Here is an 18,227-nt window from a genome sequence, read left to right on the forward strand (position 1 = left end):
GTAAACCGGCATAGTTTTGAAATGGCACCATATCAGTAACAGCCTTTGATCTCCCGTGGACAGAGGGAAACGGATCATTTTTGCCTTGCGAGGGCTGCCGCGTGACCCGTCTGCCACGAAATGGGCCCATCTACTATGTTTAGGCGGCAGCCCTCGACCACGGCAAGTAATGTGAAATGAAAACCGCAGGTAGAACGCCTGCGATTTTTCATGAAACGCGGCTATGGTCAGGGGTATCGGGTCAAACGTAGTAGATGGGCCCATTTCGTGGCGGGGGCCGTCAGCCGCTCTCCGCGGGCGGAAGAAAGCAGATCATTTTGGTCTCGCAAGGCTTGCGGAGGCACTCGCGCAGGGCCGCCCGAACAAAACTATGCCGGTTTACTACGATGAACTCGACATTCCCGACCATGACTGCATTTTTCTAAATATCGCAAGCGTTCTACCTGCGGTTTTGGAAGCGTGCAATTTGCCGTGGTCGAAGGTGGGCGATTCATCGTAGTAAACCGGCATAGTTTTGAAATGGCATTAAATCGATAGCAGCCATTTTGCTATGCCGGGGTGGTCGGTTGTTGGGCAATTACCCTCGCAGGTAGGCGATGGCGATCTGCGTGCGGTTGCGTAGGCCCATTTTGGCAAGGATCGAGCTGATGTGGTTGCGTACGGTGCCTTCGCCCATGTAAGCGGCGGCGGCAATCTCCTTGTTATCGAGGCCGCGGGCGATGAGCTCGGCGACTTCGAACTCACGGTCGGTCAGGCTGGCAAAGGCGGCGGGTCGGCGAGGCGTGCTGGCATCGGCGCCTGTCCCGTCAAAATCGATGTCCTCGATCGCCTTGCCCTCGAGCACGCGTTTACCGTCCATGACCTGCGCCAACGCCGGTGGAATGGCGGAGACATCGGTTTTGATCAGATAGCCGCGGGCGCCCAGTTTAAGCGCCGACACAATGTACTCGTCATCCGAGAATGTCGTCAGAAACACCACGCGCGCCGCAGGGTCGCGCTCAAGGATCTCGCGTGCCGCCGAAAGTCCGTCGCGCCCCGGCATCTGAATGTCGAGCAGCGCGATGTCGGGCGTGTGCTCAGCGTAGAGCGCGACCGCGTCGTCGCCATTGGCGCCGGTACCCACCACCTCGATCTGCGGCTGGGCGCCTAGGATAATCTTGAGTGAATCGACTACCAAGTGGTCGTCATCGACAACTATGAGCCTCATCGGTCCTCATCTCCTTGCTGTTTGGGAACGGTGGCAAACACGCGCCAGCCGCCGGCGCCGGCGCGCGGACCGGCGGTGAAGGTGCCGCCAAGCGCCTCGATGCGCTCGCGCATGGAGGCGAGCCCCATGCCCTCCGCGGCGCCACGGCCGATTGCTTGGACCCCGCCCACGCCATCGTCGGTAACGATGAGCTGGTAAAACGACGGATGCTCCATGCATCGTGCGGTGACGGTCTGGGCGCAAGCGTGGCGCATGGTGTTGGAGAGCGCCTCGCGCAGGACCGCCGCAAAGCAGTTGGCGACGTTGGCGGGCGCATGCTCGGCCAAAACTTCAAGCTCAATCTGTGGGCCGCTGTCCGAGCGTACGCCTTCAACGATGCGCTCGAGCTGCACGGAGAGGTTGGTTGCATTGTCGTTGAGCGCGTGGACGCTGGCGCGCACGAGCTGGAGCGCCTCGTCAACCGTGCGTTTGACATCGGCGAAATCGGCGGCGACGCCGGGCTCGTTGGCGTGGACCACGCGCAAGGCTTCGGTTTGGAGCGAAGCGCGCGTGAGCTGGTGGCCCACGTTATCGTGGATCTCGCGCGCGATGCGGGCGCGTTCGGCGAGCGTTGCGAGCTCGACTTCGTAGTCCTGGCGGTCGGCGAGGTCGCGGTTGCGTGCCTCGAGTACCAGGGCGCGTTCTTGCAGCTTGTCGCGGGTGCGACGCATGCGATCCTGTTCGCGCTCCAGCTGCGCGGTGCGCAGCGACAGCAACGTGGCAGCGATCGAAAGGATGGCGGTTAGCAACAGCGTTCGGGTGGTGAGCACGCCGCCACGAAGGTCCGCGACAAGCGCGCAGACAAACACGGCGCCAATCGCCAGCGCGGGCCAGATGCGTTCACGGCGCACGCGTCGCGCGATGTCATAGAAGGCAAGGGGTGCGAACGGCATAAATGGCGGCACGAAGACGGCAGCGATGATGTAAGCGTAGCTCGCGGCCTCGCTCGCGCGATGGGCGTGTTCTTCTCGTGCGACTTCCGACGCCGAGGTGGCCATAACGCCAAGGCAAAACGCCACAACCAGACGAGCGTCCACGGCAAGACCCATGGCGGCCGCAATACAGCACGCCAGCACAATCGATTTGTCGAAAAGCCTGTTCATACGGGTATTGTACGCGATGCTGCGCGCGGGGGAGGCGCCGCCCGGGGCAACCGTGACATTCCTCCCGCGCGGCAAAGCGGCGTCGATCGCTCGCGCGAGCGGGGGTTTCGCCTCTGCCCCCTCGCACTCGTGACAAAGCTCACTGGTGCGCGCCGTCCTCTCCTGCGATGATGCAATCGTACCGGGCCACGACCAACAGAAGGGCCGCCTCATGACAGATATCGTCCACGTCGAAAACCTCGTCAAGCGCTACGACGATCTTATCGCGCTCGACCACTTTAACCTGAGTATTGCCCCTGGCGAGATCTTTGGCCTGCTGGGCCCCAACGGCTCGGGCAAGACCACGTCCATCAACTGCATCCTGCAGCTGCTCGCTTACGACAAGGGCACCATCGAGCTGTTCGGCGAGCCCATGACGCCCACCCGCTACGACCTTAAGCGTCGCGTCGGCGTGGTGCCACAGCAGGTGGCGGTGTTTGACGAGCTCACCGTGCGCGAAAACATCGACTATTTCTGCAGCCTCTACGTCAACGACCGCAAGCGCCGCCGCGCGCTGGTGGACGAGGCGATCGACTTTGTCGGCTTGGGCGACTTTACCAAGTTTCGCCCCGGAAAGCTCTCGGGCGGCTTGGCACGCCGTCTCAACATTGCCTGCGGCATCGCGCACAAGCCCGAGCTCATCTTCTTTGACGAGCCCACAGTGGCAGTCGATCCGCAGAGCCGCAACGCCATTCTGGAGGGCATCTGCCGCCTGCGCGACGAGGGCGCCACGGTGGTGTATACCAGCCATTACATGGAGGAGGTCGAGCAGATCTGCAGCCGCATCATGATCATGGACGGCGGCCGCGTGCTGGCGCAGGGCACCAACGACGAGCTCAAGCGCATGATTCAGATGGGCGAGCGCGTGACCGTCGAGGTCGGCGCCGTCGAGCCCGCCACGGTCGAGCGGCTGCGCGCTCTGGAGCACGTGCTTTCGGTTGAGCTGTCCGGCGGCGAGCTCATCTGCACCTGCGAGGCGAGCCCACATAATCTGGTCGACATCCTTGACACGCTGCGCGCCGCCGACGTGGCACTCGGTCGCGTGTGGAGCGAGCCGCCGACCCTCAACGACGTGTTCCTCGAGATCACCGGCCGCGAGCTACGCGACTAGGGGGCAGCCATGATCAACACCATCATTATCACGGTCAAGACGCTGCTGCGCCGGCCGAGCACATGGGTCTGGGGCGCGCTCTTTCCCATTGCGCTTTCCACGATGTTCATGTTTATGTTTGCGAACCTCAGCTCCGACGGCAAGGTCGATCCGGTGCCGGTAGCCGTTGTCGCCGACGAGGCCTGGGACGCTTCGACCTTTAAGGACGTGGCGACGTCGCTTGCCAAGGAGGGCGACGACCAGCTGCTTAAGATCCACGAGTGCGACGACGCGGCCGAGGCGAACCATGCGCTCAAGTCCGGCGAGGTTGCGGGCGTCTACACGGTCGACGACGCGGGCGCGCCCAAGCTTACGTTGCTTTCGAGCTACGATAGCTCGCGCGCCAGTACGGTGCTCACCGACCGCAGCATCCTGGAGACGGTGGCGAGCTCGTATACGCAAAATGCCGAGCTCATGCGCCAGATTGCCCAGGACAACCCGGCGGCGCTCGCCGACCCGGAGGCGGTTGCGCGCGCCCTGTCGCTTAAGGGCGGCACTCGCCGCGTGAGCCTTACGCGCACCACGCCCGACGGTACGACCATCTACTATTACGCGCTCTTTGGCCTGGTCGCGATGATGTCTTCCGAGTTTGCGGCCCTGGCCGTCGTCGATCTGCAGCCCAATCTGTCCGGCCTCGGCGCGCGCCGCTGCGTGGGCGGCGTCTCCAAGACGGCGTCGCTGGCCGGCATTTTTGTCGGCTCGTGGCTGGTCTCATTTGCCTCGATGGCGATCGCGATCGGCTACGTGCGCCTGGTGGTCGGCATCGACTTTGGCGGGCGCGAGGGGCTGTGCCTGGCGGGCGGCACCGCATCTGCGCTTGCTGCCACGGGCCTGGGGCTTTTTGTGGGGACGCTTCCCGTTAAGGGCGGCAAGGCGTCCAAATCGGGTATCCTCACGGGCTTTGCCACCACGTGCGCCCTGTTCGCCGGACTCTACGGCGAGCCGGCGATGGCGCTTGCCGACGATGTTGCCCGCGCCTGTCCGGCCGAGTGCTGGCTCAACCCCGTCAAGCTCATCTGCGATATGTTCAACCGCCTGTATTTCTTTGAGGATCTGGGTCCCTTTGTCGTTCGCGCCGGCGCGCTCGTCCTGATGGCCCTGGTGTTTGTCGCCGCCGCTACGCTGATCTTTGGAAGGAGCCGCTATGAGCACCTTTAAGACCGCGCTTCGCATGGCGCTGGCGCACCCGTTCAACCTGCTCATCTATACGGTGTTCATCTCGCTCATGGGCGTATTCATCGCGGCTTCGGTGAGCTGGAACTCGTCGCAGCTTACCGAGTACAAGCCCTACGACACCAACGTGATCGTGGTCGACCGCGACAATAGCGACCTTTCGCGGGCACTTACCAAGCACCTGGGCTCACGCTTTGACCTGGTCACGGGCGTCGGCGACGACACGTACGACCTTGCGGATGCGCTCGCCAAGAGCAACAGCGCCAAGGGCAGCGCCGATTGCGTGTTCTTTATCCCGGAGGGGTTTGAGGACGATCTTGTTGCAGCCGCCCGCGCGGGGGAGGCCCTGCCCAAACTCGACGTGACGTACGGCTCCGGCACCATGGCGGCAGCGCTTTCGTCTGCCGAGGCCTCGCGGTGGATCTCGCTCGCGGGCGCTGCGGCCGCACTAGAGCCCGCTGCCTCCAACGGCGACGTCGCAAGGGCCGCCGAGCACGCGGCCGCAAAGCGCGCGGAGGTCCAGATCGAGCAGGTCAAGGTCGACTCGACTGCTGCTACCACGCTCGAGTCGTACTTCAACTTTGGCGCGTACGCGATCATCTCGTCGGTCATCGTGTCGGTGGGACTGGTGTTCTCGGGCATGAACGAGCCCGAGCGCGTGCGCCGCATGGATGCCAGCCCGGTCTCTGAGCGCCAGCGTTCGCTCGCTGTGTTCGCGGCCGCCGCCGTGCTCACCGTCTGCATCTGGCTCGTGTCGAGCATGATGGGCGTCGTGGGCTTTGCCAGCGCGGTTGCCGAGGTCGGCGTGGGTCGCGTGTGCCTGGCGCTGGCGGCAACGTTTGCCCTGGCGTGCACGCCGCTGGCTGTTGGCTTTACGCTGTCGAGCCTGGGCGCGCGCGAGGAGCTGCTCAACGGTGTGGGCAACCTGCTCGGCATGCTCATGACGTTTTTGGGCGGCGCCTGGATGCCGCTGTCGCTCATGGGCTCGGCCGTGCAGACGGTGGCGCACTTTGTGCCGACGTATTGGGTGAACGACGCGATCGGCAAGGCGCTCGCCGCGGACCTGACGTCCACCGTGCTGGGCGACATCGCCTGCGATCTGGGCGTCACGGTGCTCTTCGCCGCCGCCATCGCCGCCGTAGGCCTGGCCCTCGCCCACAACAAATCCCACGCCTAGCCACCTAGTCATTGGGGACGTTCTTAAATGACCAGTCATTGGGGACAGTCTTTGTCGATTCGCCGGGCCGCTGGTCGGGCTGGCAAGGACTGTCCCAATATGTCGGCACTTGGGGACGTTCCTTTCCTGCCGGCACTCATTGGGGACAGACTTAAATGAGCGATTTCACTCATTTAAGTCTGTCCCCAATGAGTAGGTTGGAAAAAAGCCGTGCACGTCGCTTAAAAATAGTTCGCCCGGGTTTACTATTAGCCTAGAAAAGTAGCAGAAGGCTAACAACGGGGGATAGCATGGCGACAAAGCGTGCCTACGTCCAGGTCAACGGACTCAAGAAACACTACGGCGACGGCGATGCGCGCCTGACGGTACTCGACGGCATCGACACGTCCATCAACCGCGGCGAGATCTGCGTCATGCTGGGGCCCTCGGGCTCGGGCAAGTCGACCTTTCTCAACCTGATCGGCGGCTTGGAGGATGCCGACGGCGGCTCCATCATGGTGGACGGCTGCGATCTCACGGCGCTCAAGCCCGCCGATCTGGGCGAGTACCGACGCCGCGAGCTGGGCTTTGTCTTCCAGTTCTACAACCTGGTGCCCGACCTTACCATCAAGGAAAACATCGAGGTCACGGCGCACCTGTCCAAAAACCCGCTCAATGTCGACGATCTGCTGCGCTCGCTGGGCCTCTACGAGCACCGCAACAAGTTTCCGCGCCAGGTCTCAGGTGGCCAGCAGCAGCGCTGCGCCATCGGCCGTGCGCTCGTCAAAAATCCGGGCCTGCTGCTGTGCGATGAGCCCACGGGCGCGCTCGACTACAAGACATCCAAGGAAATCTTGCGGCTCATGGAGGATGTCAACCGCACCTACGGCTGCACCATCATCATTGTCACCCACAATGCCGCCATCGCGCGCATGGCAAATCGCGTGCTGCGCCTGCGCGACGGCCGCATCGTCGAGGACGAGCTCAACGAGTCACCCGTTGCGGCCGCCGATCTCGATTGGTAGGCGACGCCATGACACCTCTCGCAAAACGTCTCCCGCGCGAGCTGCGCCGCAATATCGGCAAGTACCTGGGCATCTTTTTGCTTATGTGCGGAAGCATCGCCCTTACCTCGGGCTTTTTGCTCGCGGCGCATTCCATCGGCTGCCTCATTGATGACATGCGCGAAGACTACACGATCGAGGACGGCCGCGTGACCACCTCCTTCGAGGCTACCAAAGACCAGCTCAAGGCCGCCGAGGATGCAGCCGGCGACGTCGGCGGCGTTACGTTCTACAAGAACTTCTCTATCGACGCCATCATCAAAAAGGCGGCTGGCGACGACGGCACCAAGCGCACCCTGCGCACCTACGCGCATCGCACCAAGGTTGACATTGCGTCCTACTGCGAAGGCAGGCAGCCCAAGACGGACGATGAGGTGGCAATCGACCGTGTCTTCGCCACCAACAACGACCTCGCCGTGGGCGATAAGGTCGAGCTTGAGGGCCGCACCTACACCATCTGCGGCATCATGACCCAGCCCGATAGCCAGGCGTTGTTCCTCGACAATTCGGACTTTACGGTGAACACCATCACGTACGGCGTGGCCGAGGTCACCGACGCCGGCTTTGCCGCGCTTGAGGACGCCGGCGGCGCGCCTGCCTACACCTACTCCTTTACCTTTACCGATCGCGACCTCCCCACCGCGGATCGCATCGATACGGAGCAGGATATGGTCGAGGCGCTGGCCGATGCCGATGCGCGCGTGGACGATCTGATCGATGCCGATTCCAATCAGGGCATTGGCTATGCGCGCGACGACGTCGACGGCGACTCCATGATGTGGATGACGCTGCTCGACATTATCATCGTGATCATGGCGTTTGTCTTTGTGGTCCTTACCGACGCCACCATCGAGGAGGAGAGCGCCATTATCGGCACGCTGCTCGCCAGCGGCTATCGCCGTCGCGAGATCGTGCTGCATTACCTGGCACTTCCCGCCATCGTGGGCGTGCTCGCGGCACTTTTGGGAACCGCGCTCGGCGTTGCGTTCTTTACCGAGCCCATGCGCGGTCTCTACTACGGCTCGTACAGCCTGCCGCCCTTCCAGGTGTACTGGAGCTGGGAGATCTTCGTGAAGTGTGCCGTGGTCCCCGCCGCTGCGCTCATCCTCATCACGCTGGTGGGCCTGCTTCGCAAGATGGGCAAGACGCCGTTGCAGTTCCTTCGTCACGAGGCGAGCGGCAAATCGGGCACCAAGCGCGGCCTGCAGCTGCCGGAGTGCATGGGCTTTGTCTCGCGCTTCCGCCTGCGCGTCTTCCTGCGCAACCTGGGCAACTTCGCCACGCTCTTCGTGGGCATTGCATTCGCCTCGCTGCTGCTGCTCTTTGGCCTGGCGATTTTGCCCACGATGACGCACTACGCCGACAACCTCGAGACGAGCCTGGTCGCCGAGCATCAGTACACACTCAAGGCGCCGCTGGAGCTCGAGGGCACTACCGAGGAGCGCGAGCAGTGGTCGGCACTCGAGCGCTTGCAGTCGGTTGACGGCGCGCTGCTTTCTGCCGCCCAGGATGCCGATGACGAGCTTGACGGCGCGGCCGATGCGGCGCAGACGGCAGCCGATGCCGCGACCGCATCTCCGTCTGCCGAGAGCCTGACCGCAGCGCAGGATGCGCTTGCCAAGGTCCAGGACAAGAAGGATGCGCTCTACGCGCGCCTTGACGATCTTGCCGATGCCCTCGGCTGCAACCGCGATGAGGCCATCGATCTGATCGACAAGGCCTCTAAGATCGACACTGACAACGACGATATCCACCCGGTCAATACGACCGACAACGGCGCGGGCGCAATCGCGCAGGCCGAGAAATATGCCGTTCACCAGCTGCAGTACGACCGTGGCGACGGCAATGGCGAGGAGACGATTTCTGTCTACGGCATCTCGTCCGATTCGCGCTACTGGAAGGGCCTCAACATCGGCGATGGCCGCGTCGTCTTTGGCGGCGGTCTGCTCGATAAGTTTGGCTGGAGCGAGGGCCAGAAGGTCACGCTCAGCGACAAGTACGAGGGTGAGCATTATTCCTTTGAGTACGCGGGCAAGGACTGTGCCTGGGGCTCCAAGTCGGACATGAACATCTATATGAGTATCGACGACTTTAACGAGCTGTTCGACAACGACGCCGCCTACTTTAACGGCTATGTGAGCGACGAGAAGCTCGACCTCGACGCGCGCTACTTTGCCGGCGACACCACGCCCGACGACATGCGCGCCGTGGGTGACCAGTTCATCGGCATGATGAGCAAAATGATCGGCATGATGGTCGGGCTCGCGGTGTTTATCTTCCTGCTGTTTATGTACCTGCTGACCAAAGCGGTGATCGACCACAGCGCCCGTTCGATCAGCTACATGAAAGTCTTTGGCTATCGCGATAGTGAGATCTCGCATCTGTACATCCGCTCGATCACGCTGTGCGTGGCGGTGTCACTCGTGCTGAGCCTGCCCGTGATCATTGGCTCGCTGACCGCGATTTTCCGCTCGATGCTGCTCGCCTACAACGGCAATATCGAGATCTACGTGCCCGCTTGGTCCATGGCTGCATGCGTCGGCATCGGCTTTGCGACCTACCTGGTCGTGGCGCTGCTACACACGCGCTCCATCAAGCGCGTCAGCCTGGCCGAAGCCCTCAAGGTGCAGGAGTAGTCATCGGGGACAGTCTTTGCCGATTCGCCGGCCGGGCGGCAAGCACTCATTTAAGTCTGTCCCCAATGAGTGGCTGTGCTTGACTTCGACCCTACTTTAACGGGTACCATCCTCTATGTCTGTAACGCCATATAGACCGAGGGGATATAACTATGACCGCAACTGCACCCGCAGCACCCGCTAAGGTGTACTTCACCAACCTGCGCACGCATGCTCGCGAGAGCCAGCTCGACAAGCTCAAGCGCCTCATTCGTCGCGCAGGTATCGAGCAGATCGACTTCGAGAATAAGTTCGTCGCCATCAAGATCCACTTTGGCGAGCGGGGCAACCTGAGCTTTTTGCGCCCCAACTACGCCCGCGCCGTCGCGGACGTGGTGAAGGAGCTGGGCGGCAAGCCCTTCCTCACCGACTGCAACACGCTCTATGTGGGCAGCCGCAAAAACGCGCTCGAGCACATCGACACCGCCTACCAGAACGGCTTTACTCCGTACGCCACGGGCTGCCAGGTCATCATCGCCGACGGCCTCAAGGGTACCGACGAGGCACTCGTCCCGGTCGAGGGCGGCGAATACGTGCACGAGGCCAAGATCGGCCAGGCGCTCATGGACGCCGACATCGTGATCAGCCTCACCCACTTTAAGGGCCATGAGCAGGCCGGCTTTGGCGGCGCCATGAAGAACCTGGGCATGGGAGGCGGCAGCCGTGCCGGCAAGATGGAGCAGCATGCCGCCGGCAAGCCGAGCGTCGATACTACCAACTGCGTAGGTTGCCGTGCCTGCGAGAAGATTTGCGCGCACAGCGCCATCACGTTTGACGGTACGCGTGAGCGCGAGCTTGCCAACGGCAGCACCCGCACGGTTCACGTGGCTACCATCGACCACGATCGCTGCGTGGGCTGCGGACGCTGCATTGCGGCGTGCAACCAGGACTGCATCAAGCCCGACTATGACGCCGCGGCCGACGTACTCAACTACAAGATCGCCGAGTATACGAAGGCCGTTGTCCAGGATCGCCCCAGCTTCCATATCTCGCTCGCCATGGACATCAGCCCCAACTGCGACTGCCATCCCGAGAATGACACGCCCATCGTCAACGACATCGGCATGTTCGCGAGCTTCGACCCGGTCGCCATCGACCAGGCCTGCGCCGATGCCGTCATGGCATCCGAGCCGCTGCCTAACACCGAGCTTACCGACAGCGCGGCCAAGATGGAGCATAACCACGAGCATTTGGAGGGCGAGCAGGCCAAGGATCCCTTCTGCATCACGCATCCCGACACCGACTGGCGCTCCTGCATCGCACACGCCGAGAAGATCGGCCTGGGCACGAGCAAGTATGAGCTCATCGAGGTCAAATAGCGCCTAGCTATTGAACATATCAAGTGCCTTTGTGGCGTAAGTCGAGCAAAAGCCGCCCGCGAGCACAGCGCTCGCGGGCGGCTTTCCGGAAGTATGCGGCAAATTTCGAGACCGCCGAGCGCACGACGTTTTTTGGCAACAAAACCCCTGATAAATTGTTGATAAAACTGCGGTCTGGTCGGCAGTTCCAGATTTTGCCGCATACTTCCGAAAATAGGGGGTCAGATAAAGCCCCGGACGTTGCTTTTTGCCTAAAAAATCTTTCCGAGGAAGTCGTCGACCGTATTCCAGTAGAGCTCGGGGTCAACTTGCGCACTCTTGGCGTGGGTGGCGCCATGGATGGTGAGCTTTTGCTTGACCTTGCTGGCGCACGCGTCGTAGTTTTGGTCGAGCATACTGTACGGCACAAAGGTATCTTGATCGCCATGGATAAAGAGCATGGGGACCGTCGCGTGTTTAAGCTGCTCCACGCTGCTCGCCTTATGAAAGTCGTAGCCCGCGCGCACCCTGCACACCAGGTTCGCCACATCGAGCAAGGGGAAGCTGGGCAGGCCGAACACGTCCTTGAGCTGTAGGGAAAACTCGTCCCAAACACTCGTATAACCACAGTCCTCGATAATGCATTTCACGTTTGCGGGCAGAGATTCCCCCGCGACGTTCATAGCGGTTGCCGCACCCATCGACTCACCAAAGACCAGGATGCGCGCCTCGGGGTCAGCCTGAACGATTTGCTCGATCCATGCGACGATGTCGAGGCGCTCGGGCCAGCCCATGCCGATATAGTCGCCGCCGGAGCGCTCGTGGGCGCGGGCGGCGGGTGCGAGTACGTTCATGCCGCGGTCGTGGAAGCGCTTGACGTATCGGGCCATACCGATGGGCTCGTCGGTGTATCCGTGCAGGCAGATAGCGTAATCGTGCGTGCTCTCCGGGGCGGCAAAATACCAAGCGGCAAGCTCGGTCCCGTCGTCTGCGGTGAGGCTGCTGCTCTTGCGGTTTTCCTTAAACCATGCCCGCGCCTCGGTGTCCTCGGCATCCGGCTGTTCACCTTCTTTGTCGTTCTTGCTATCCTGCATCATCTTCATGGTGTACGGCGCTTGGGGGTTCAGGGCAAAGTCAAACAAAAAGTTGCCGGCAAATCCAAGCAGCGCGACGACGAGCACCAACGCAACAACGCCGGCTATCTTGAGCTTCCGATGGGGGTGTGCGCTTTGAGGCATTTACGGTTCTCCTTATAGATGTTAATACATCAACATTTAAAACAAGCGCATTATGGATGTTCGCCGTTGATGCGTCAACAAGCAAAGAATGGGTAAACAAAGGGACACGTATGGTGCAAATTTCGCACGTACCCAGACGCTTTGATATAGTGTTGAGAACTCTTTACATTGGAGGATGTAACCGGCATGTCCGATTCGAGCGACAGTTCTAAGCCGCGACCCAAGACCGCGGCCGTTCCACACTACACGGTGGGCGAGGAGATCATGAACTCCGTCACCCATGGTGTCGGCTGCCTGCTGGGTATCGCGGGCCTGGTGCTCCTGATCGTATTCGCTGCCCTGCGCGGCGGAGGCCCGGCCCACATGGCCGCGGCGATTGTCTATGGCGTCAGTATCATCCTCGAATACTTGGCCTCCACGCTCTATCACGCGATTCAGCCCGCGCGCGCCAAGCGCGTGTTTCGCATCATCGACCACAGCTGCATCTACCTGCTCATAGCCGGCAGCTATACGCCGTTTTGCCTCATCACGCTCGCAAACGACGGCGGCCCTATGCTGTTCTTTGCCGTGTGGGCCATCGCCATCATCGGCATCGCACTCGAGTGCTTTTTGCGCGAGCGTCAGCCGCACTGGGTAAGCGGCCTGGTCTATCTGCTGATGGGCTGGCTCGTCGTCTTTAAGCTGCCCGAGCTCGTGTCGCTGCTCAACCCCGTGGCACTTGCCCTGCTCGCCGTTGGCGGCGTGTGCTATACCGTGGGCGTGCCGTTCTATATCGCCAAAAACGTGCGCTATCTGCACAGTGTTTTCCACTTGTGGGTGCTCGCCGGCAGCATCTTCCAGTTCATGGCGGTGATCCTCTTCGTAATCTAGCGACCACGCCCACGGCCCCGCTCGCACGGGCAACCGGCGCAATTGCCCTATCCGTCACCTACGCTTACTACCCAACGTCCCGAATCTTGGAGGTTCGAGAAACTCCCGATGGACATAACCATCTCCCTTATTACCACGCTCGTTTTAACGCTTATCAACGGCTACTTCTCCATGTCCGAGATGGCTCTCACCACGGCTAAGCGCGCCGTGTTGGAACACGATGCCGAGGAGGGCGATAAGCGCGCCGAGCGCGCCGTCCAGCTTGCCGCCGATTCCGACCAGCTGCTCGCCACCATTCAGGTCGCCATCACGCTCGTGGGCTTCGCCTCGTCCGCCGTCGCCTCGACGAGCCTGTCCGACCCGCTCGCCACATGGCTCATGAGCTTTGGCATCGCGCCGCTTTCCGCCATCGCGCGCGGCCTGGCGCCGGTCATCATCACCGTCGCGGTCGCCTTTGTGTCCATCGTGATCGGCGAGCTCGTGCCCAAGCGCATCGGCCTTGCTAACGCCGAGGGCGTATCCAAACAGGTCGTGGGACCGCTCTCCGTGTTCCAAAAGATCGCCCGCCCGCTCGTGTGGCTGACCGGTGCCTGCTCCGACGGCCTGGCCCGCATCCTGCGCATCAAGAGCGCCGATGACCGCCAGAACGTCTCGGAGGAAGAAATCAAGTACATGGTCTCGGAGCAGGACGACCTGCTCGACGAGGAAAAGCGCATGATCCACGAGATCTTCGACCTGGGCGACACCGTTGCCCGCGAGGTCATGGTGCCGCGCGTGGACACCACCATGTGCGAGGACGACGAGACGGTCGCCGACGTGTTGTCCACCATGCGCCAGACCGGCTTCAGCCGCATCCCCGTCTATCACGAGGATCCCGACAACGTCGCGGGCATCGCGCACATCAAGGACCTGATCCAGCCCGCGCTCGACGGCAAGGGCGACCAGCCCATCGCTGGCTTTTTGCGCGATGCCACCTTTGTGCCCGACACCAAGGACATCCTGCCGCTGCTGTCCGAGATGCAGACTTCGCACGACCAGATTGTGGTCGTCGTGGACGAGTACGGCGGCACGGCCGGCATCATCACCATCGAGGACATCGTCGAGGAGATCGTCGGCGAGATCGAGGACGAGTTCGATCCCGACAACAAGTACCTCACGCGCCTCTCGCGCCGTGAGTGGCTCGTCGATGGGCGTTTTTCGTGCGATGACGCGATTGAGCTTGGTTGGCCGCTCGAGGAAAGCGATGATTATGAGACCATCGCCGGCTGGATTTTGGAGCTTTGCGACTCGGTGCCCGACATCGGAGAGGTGTTTGAGGTCGCAGGGTACAAGTTCAAGGTACAGTCGATGCGTGGCCAGCGTATCTCGCTCATTCGCGTGATCGCTCCGGCCGAAACCGATAAGAAGGATTCCGAGTCTTCGGCAGAGAAGCCGGCGGCGTCGGGTGCGGGCTCTGTGGATCCGCACGATGGCGACGAGTAGGGCAAGGACGAGTAGGGGAGAGTTATGGCAGGCCTGTTCAACATCCTTAAGGTCACCGTCAGCGAGGACAAGATCTGCGCGCATGTGCTGGTGAACCCCGGCATGCCGCTCATGACCTCGGAGGACATCGAGGCCACGGCGCGCGTGTACTACCTGGTGCCCGCGATTGCCAAGCATCTGTGCCTGGGCGATTCCGGTCGCGAGTTCCAGGACTGCATGGGCCAGACCGAGCTTTGCCACCTGCTGGAGCACGTGACGGTCGAGCTCATGAACGAGACCGGTCTTGCCGGCAGCATCTCGTGCGGTCGCACGCGCGTGAGCGAGCATGACGAGCGTGTCTTTGAGGTCGAGCTTTCGTGTCCCGACGACGCGCTGGCCATTGGCGCGCTGTCGTCGGCGACCTTTATGATGGACTGGGCGTACCTGCACGCCGATCAGCCGGCCCCCGACGTGGAAGGCACGGTCGCGGGTCTGCGCAACCTGGTGCTGGGCATGCGTGCCGAGGCCGAGGGCAAAGATCCGCACGAGGCCGTCGCCGTCGCGAACGGCGAGGACGTGGCCGAGGATGCGTCCGAGGACGACGCTCCTGCCGACGCCGGCGCTGAGCCCGTTGCCGAGGCGCCTGCTGAGCCCGAGTCTGCGGAGCCCCAAGGCGTCCCGAGCTTTGACGACGAGCCGCAGATGCCAATCGATACCGAGGGCGCGGTCGTCGAGAACCACGAGGCCTCCGCGGCCGTCTTTGGCGGTGCGGCAACGGCTCCGTCCGGCTCGGCGCACGAGGGCAGCCTGCCGCTCGTCGATGGCGCCGGCGAAGACCCGGCCGCCACGGTGGCCATGCCGGTTGCGCCTCAGGAGTAGGCTCACTCGCTTATCACCATCATGTACCTGCGCCTTTACCGTACGCAGATGAGCGTGACGGCAAGTGTTGCGCTGCGGGTATAATGGACAGCATTCAAACGGTGGGCATCGAGGTGCCCGCAGGAGAGGAATGATCATGGGAAAGACTTTCAGCTTTGTCTCCGGTGCGCTCTTTGGTGCTGCCGCCGGCGCTATCATCGGCGTTGCTCTGGCCCCGCGCTCGGGTGCCGAGACCCGCGCCATGGCCGCCGATATCGCCAACGATGCCTGGGACAACATGCGTGACACCTACGAGCACAGTGCCGAGGAGGCTCGTGCCGCGGTCAACGACTTTGGTCCGATGGTCGACGCCAAGACCGATGACCTGCGCGCCAAGGTCGACCTGGCCCGCGAGCGCATGGACCAGCTTCGCGAGCAGCTCAACGACGCCATCTCGGGCGGCAACGTGACGCCCGCTGCTGACGTCGTGGTCGAGAACGTCGCTGAGGCCGACACCGAGGCCACGGAGCCCTCGACCGAGGCATAATGCGCGCAGGGGATTTTGTCGGCGTCAAGGTTTATCGCAAACCTGCCGAAGACAAGCGCACCAAAAAGGACGGCACGCCGCGCAGCCCTAAAAAGCTCGGCAAGATTCACTTTCCCGTCTTTACCCCGGGCGGCACGCGCGTGGTGGGCTTTATGGTCCGCCAGTCCGATATCGCGGGTATGATCGAGCGTCCCGACCGCTTTGTGGCGCTCGATGCCATCGGCGTCTATGAGGGTGCTGTCGCGGTCGACGACGTCAAGGGCACCTACGATGCCGCCGCGGCCAAGCGCCTCGATATCAACCTGGACGATTGCATCATCTGGGTCGGCATGGACGTGCGCACGGAATCGGGCGATGTCGTGGGCTACTGCTCGGACGTTGAGTTCAAGCCGCGCTCGGGTATTGTGCAGATGTTCTACGTGACCGCCGGTGCCGCTTCGAGCGTGTTGGTGGGCGACACGCAGGTGCCGCCGACGATGCTGCGCGGCTACGAGAACGGCGCGATGATTGTCTCGGACGAGGTCAAGGCGCTCGGGTATTCGGGCGGCGCGGCCGCCAAGGCTGCCGAGGCCAGTGTCGTGGTAGGCGATAAGGTCAAGAAGGGCGCCAAGGTGCTCGATGACAAGGGATCGGTCGCCGTGGACAAGGGCAGTCGTGCACTGGGCAAGCAGCTCGGCAAGACGCGCGGTATGTTCAAGGCCTTTAAGGACGAATATCAAAAGGCGAGCGGGGGCTCGTCAAAAGCTAGTAAATAGCGACGTACCACATGATGGGAGGCAAGCCGGAGACCTGTTGCTCCGGCTTGCTGTGTTTATGGGGGAGGGCACATGCGCCAAAACGGATCCTATTCACACGGGCACTCGGGTGCGCGCCCGACGGCGCGCCGCGACCTGGGGCAGCTGCCCGGCGGTCAGCGCAAGCGCCGCCGTAAGCCCGGCGCGATGTATCTCAACCATAGCCGCGGGTTTAGCGACCGCAGCGCCCGCATCGGCAACAACCGCACGCCCCGTCGCCCGTCTCGCCTGCCCTACGCGCTCATCGCCGTGGGCTGCGCGCTCGTACTGTTTATCGCTGCCGTCGTGGGCTACGTTAACCGCAGCGTGGATGTCGTCCTCAACGGTCAGCAGACCGCGGTGCGCGTTGGCTCTACGTTGCAAAATCTCATCGACGATCAGGAACTGACTGATACCTTCGACGCCGGCGATTTGCTGGCCGTCGACGATAGCGTGCTTACCCGCCATGGCGGCGAAAAGCTGTCGGTAAAGGTGGACGGCAAGCGCGTGAAGCAGAGCAAGTGGAAAAGCCACGAGCTTACGGGCGGCGAGAAGGTGACGGTCAAAGACGGCCGCGACACGTACGAGAAGCACGAGGTCCAGGCAACGGTTATCGAGCCAAAGCTTAAGGTCGAGGGCACGGGTGCCATTGAGTATGTCAAAGCCTGGGGTGTTCAGGGCCGCTCCGAGGTATGGGTCGGCGAGCAGTCGGGCAAGACGCAGGACCGCGGCGAGGTCGTGCCCGCCACCGACTGCGTAGTCGAGTGCGCAAGCGTAGCGCCCAAGGGCAACGAAAAGTACGTGGCCCTGACATTTGACGAGGGTCCGAGTAGTGCGACCAAGCAGATCTTGCAGGTGCTCAAGGAAAAGGGCGTCACGGCGACGTTCTTCCTTTCGGGCGATGCCGCGGAAGCCTCGCCCGCTACTGCCAAAGCGATTGTCGATGCCGGGTGCGAGATCGGCTCCAACAGCTACAGCGATGATTCGCTCAAGGGCGAGGATCGCGAGACGGTGCGCAAGCAGATCACGAAGGGCACCGAGGCGATTAAGTCGGCGACCGGCGTCGAGACGATGTTGCTGCGTGCCCCCTACGCCGCGTTTGACGAGCAAAACTGGATCGATTCGATGGACCTGGTGTCCGCCGTGGTTTCGTGGAATATCGATTCGGGCGACTGGCTGCTCAACGGCGCTGACGAGCAAGTATCGACCGTGCTCGACTCGGTGACGCCGGGCAATATTGTGCTGCTCACCGATAGCGATGAGTGCGCCGAGCAGACGCTCGAGGCGCTGCCGCAGATTATCGATGGCCTTGTCGCCGACGGCTACAAGATCGTGACGCTCAGCGACCTGGTCAAGACGGACACGGCATTGAGCAAAAAGCTCACCTCGCTCACCAAGGTTTCCATGCCCAAAAACGCTGTGTTCCCCCAACTTCCCGAGGACGACGACACCACGGACTAGTCATGTAAGAACGTCCCCAATGACTATGTCACGGATACGTCAGTGTTTGGTATGCCTGGTTGATTTTCAATCTCAACGCAACAGCCTGAACGGGCCCCGCGTTTCCGCAGCTAGC

At 62.2% G+C, this 18,227-nt stretch carries 15 protein-coding genes; 12 read left to right on the top strand and 3 right to left on the bottom strand.

The genetic code is table 11. The annotated features are described in order from the left end of the window. Positions 1–577: 577 nt before the first annotated feature. Both DW870_RS06485 and DW870_RS06490 read right to left on the bottom strand, forming a co-directional pair. Positions 578–1,207: a response regulator transcription factor gene (locus DW870_RS06485; RefSeq protein WP_117877245.1), complete on the bottom strand. Its 630-nt coding sequence runs from the start codon at positions 1,205–1,207 to the stop codon at positions 578–580. After that, on the bottom strand, positions 1,204–2,349 hold the full coding sequence (locus DW870_RS06490; RefSeq protein ID WP_158549351.1) for a sensor histidine kinase: 1,146 nt from the start codon (positions 2,347–2,349) through the stop codon (positions 1,204–1,206). Before DW870_RS06490 ends, DW870_RS06485 begins: the two co-directional genes overlap by 4 nt. Positions 2,350–2,560: 211 nt before the next feature. On the opposite strand from DW870_RS06490, the gene DW870_RS06495 reads away from it, so the two are divergent. From DW870_RS06495 to DW870_RS06520, 6 genes are all read left to right on the top strand, one after another. Beyond that, positions 2,561–3,499, top strand: coding sequence for an ABC transporter ATP-binding protein (locus DW870_RS06495; RefSeq protein WP_117630027.1), 939 nt, complete (start codon positions 2,561–2,563; stop codon positions 3,497–3,499). Positions 3,500–3,508: 9 nt separating this feature from the next. Further along, on the top strand, positions 3,509–4,696 hold the full coding sequence (locus DW870_RS06500; protein ID WP_117790724.1) for an ABC transporter permease: 1,188 nt from the start codon (positions 3,509–3,511) through the stop codon (positions 4,694–4,696). Next, a complete protein-coding gene (locus tag DW870_RS06505) occupies positions 4,683–5,888 on the top strand; it encodes an ABC transporter permease (RefSeq protein WP_117877247.1) in 1,206 nt (401 codons plus the stop codon). The genes DW870_RS06500 and DW870_RS06505 overlap by 14 nt, the downstream gene beginning before the upstream one ends. A 290-nt stretch (positions 5,889–6,178) precedes the next feature. After that, positions 6,179–6,892 carry an ABC transporter ATP-binding protein gene (locus tag DW870_RS06510; protein ID WP_117877249.1) on the top strand — a complete coding sequence of 238 codons (714 nt, stop codon included), beginning with the start codon at positions 6,179–6,181 and terminating at the stop codon, positions 6,890–6,892. Between the two features lie 8 nt (positions 6,893–6,900). Beyond that, a complete protein-coding gene (locus tag DW870_RS06515) occupies positions 6,901–9,567 on the top strand; it encodes an ABC transporter permease (RefSeq protein WP_117877251.1) in 2,667 nt (888 codons plus the stop codon). A gap of 152 nt (positions 9,568–9,719) precedes the next feature. Then, positions 9,720–10,925: a DUF362 domain-containing protein gene (locus DW870_RS06520; RefSeq protein ID WP_117877252.1), complete on the top strand. Its 1,206-nt coding sequence runs from the start codon at positions 9,720–9,722 to the stop codon at positions 10,923–10,925. A gap of 251 nt (positions 10,926–11,176) precedes the next feature. Here DW870_RS06520 and DW870_RS06525 read toward each other — a convergent pair whose 3' ends face one another. Beyond that, positions 11,177–12,142 (bottom strand): alpha/beta hydrolase, encoded by a 966-nt coding sequence (locus tag DW870_RS06525; RefSeq protein ID WP_117877254.1) that lies wholly within the window; start codon positions 12,140–12,142, stop codon positions 11,177–11,179. A gap of 186 nt (positions 12,143–12,328) precedes the next feature. On the opposite strand from DW870_RS06525, the gene DW870_RS06530 reads away from it, so the two are divergent. From DW870_RS06530 to DW870_RS06555, 6 genes are all read left to right on the top strand, one after another. Next, a complete protein-coding gene (locus DW870_RS06530) occupies positions 12,329–13,012 on the top strand; it encodes a hemolysin III family protein (RefSeq protein ID WP_199573625.1) in 684 nt (227 codons plus the stop codon). A 108-nt stretch (positions 13,013–13,120) separates the two neighbouring features. After that, positions 13,121–14,494: a hemolysin family protein gene (locus DW870_RS06535; protein ID WP_117848357.1), complete on the top strand. Its 1,374-nt coding sequence runs from the start codon at positions 13,121–13,123 to the stop codon at positions 14,492–14,494. A 24-nt stretch (positions 14,495–14,518) separates the two neighbouring features. After that, positions 14,519–15,352: a hypothetical protein gene (locus DW870_RS09495; protein WP_233547399.1), complete on the top strand. Its 834-nt coding sequence runs from the start codon at positions 14,519–14,521 to the stop codon at positions 15,350–15,352. Between the two features lie 136 nt (positions 15,353–15,488). Continuing rightward, the gene (locus tag DW870_RS06545; protein ID WP_117630034.1) at positions 15,489–15,878 is read left to right on the top strand and encodes a YtxH domain-containing protein; all 390 of its coding nucleotides are present in this window, start codon (positions 15,489–15,491) and stop codon (positions 15,876–15,878) included. After that, positions 15,878–16,633: a PRC-barrel domain containing protein gene (locus DW870_RS06550; RefSeq protein WP_117640511.1), complete on the top strand. Its 756-nt coding sequence runs from the start codon at positions 15,878–15,880 to the stop codon at positions 16,631–16,633. The genes DW870_RS06545 and DW870_RS06550 overlap by 1 nt, the downstream gene beginning before the upstream one ends. 72 nt (positions 16,634–16,705) lie before the next feature. Next, positions 16,706–18,112, top strand: coding sequence for a polysaccharide deacetylase family protein (locus tag DW870_RS06555; protein ID WP_233547400.1), 1,407 nt, complete (start codon positions 16,706–16,708; stop codon positions 18,110–18,112). The last annotated feature ends 115 nt before the right edge of the window (positions 18,113–18,227 follow it).

The sequence above is a fragment of the Collinsella sp. AM38-1BH genome (genome assembly GCF_003467545.1).
Taxonomy (GTDB): Bacteria; Actinomycetota; Coriobacteriia; order Coriobacteriales; family Coriobacteriaceae; genus Collinsella.

Coding starts and splice junctions, on each gene's coding strand:
- DW870_RS06485 (WP_117877245.1), bottom strand. CDS start 1,207: ATGAGGCTCATAGTTGTCGATGACGACCACTTGGTAGTCGATTCACTC.
- DW870_RS06515 (WP_117877251.1), top strand. CDS start 6,901: ATGACACCTCTCGCAAAACGTCTCCCGCGCGAGCTGCGCCGCAATATC.
- DW870_RS06555 (WP_233547400.1), top strand. CDS start 16,706: ATGCGCCAAAACGGATCCTATTCACACGGGCACTCGGGTGCGCGCCCG.
- DW870_RS06510 (WP_117877249.1), top strand. CDS start 6,179: ATGGCGACAAAGCGTGCCTACGTCCAGGTCAACGGACTCAAGAAACAC.
- DW870_RS06495 (WP_117630027.1), top strand. CDS start 2,561: ATGACAGATATCGTCCACGTCGAAAACCTCGTCAAGCGCTACGACGAT.
- DW870_RS06490 (WP_158549351.1), bottom strand. CDS start 2,349: ATGAACAGGCTTTTCGACAAATCGATTGTGCTGGCGTGCTGTATTGCG.
- DW870_RS06505 (WP_117877247.1), top strand. CDS start 4,683: ATGAGCACCTTTAAGACCGCGCTTCGCATGGCGCTGGCGCACCCGTTC.
- DW870_RS06550 (WP_117640511.1), top strand. CDS start 15,878: ATGCGCGCAGGGGATTTTGTCGGCGTCAAGGTTTATCGCAAACCTGCC.
- DW870_RS06545 (WP_117630034.1), top strand. CDS start 15,489: ATGGGAAAGACTTTCAGCTTTGTCTCCGGTGCGCTCTTTGGTGCTGCC.
- DW870_RS06525 (WP_117877254.1), bottom strand. CDS start 12,142: ATGCCTCAAAGCGCACACCCCCATCGGAAGCTCAAGATAGCCGGCGTT.
- DW870_RS06500 (WP_117790724.1), top strand. CDS start 3,509: ATGATCAACACCATCATTATCACGGTCAAGACGCTGCTGCGCCGGCCG.
- DW870_RS06530 (WP_199573625.1), top strand. CDS start 12,329: ATGTCCGATTCGAGCGACAGTTCTAAGCCGCGACCCAAGACCGCGGCC.
- DW870_RS06520 (WP_117877252.1), top strand. CDS start 9,720: ATGACCGCAACTGCACCCGCAGCACCCGCTAAGGTGTACTTCACCAAC.
- DW870_RS09495 (WP_233547399.1), top strand. CDS start 14,519: ATGGCAGGCCTGTTCAACATCCTTAAGGTCACCGTCAGCGAGGACAAG.
- DW870_RS06535 (WP_117848357.1), top strand. CDS start 13,121: ATGGACATAACCATCTCCCTTATTACCACGCTCGTTTTAACGCTTATC.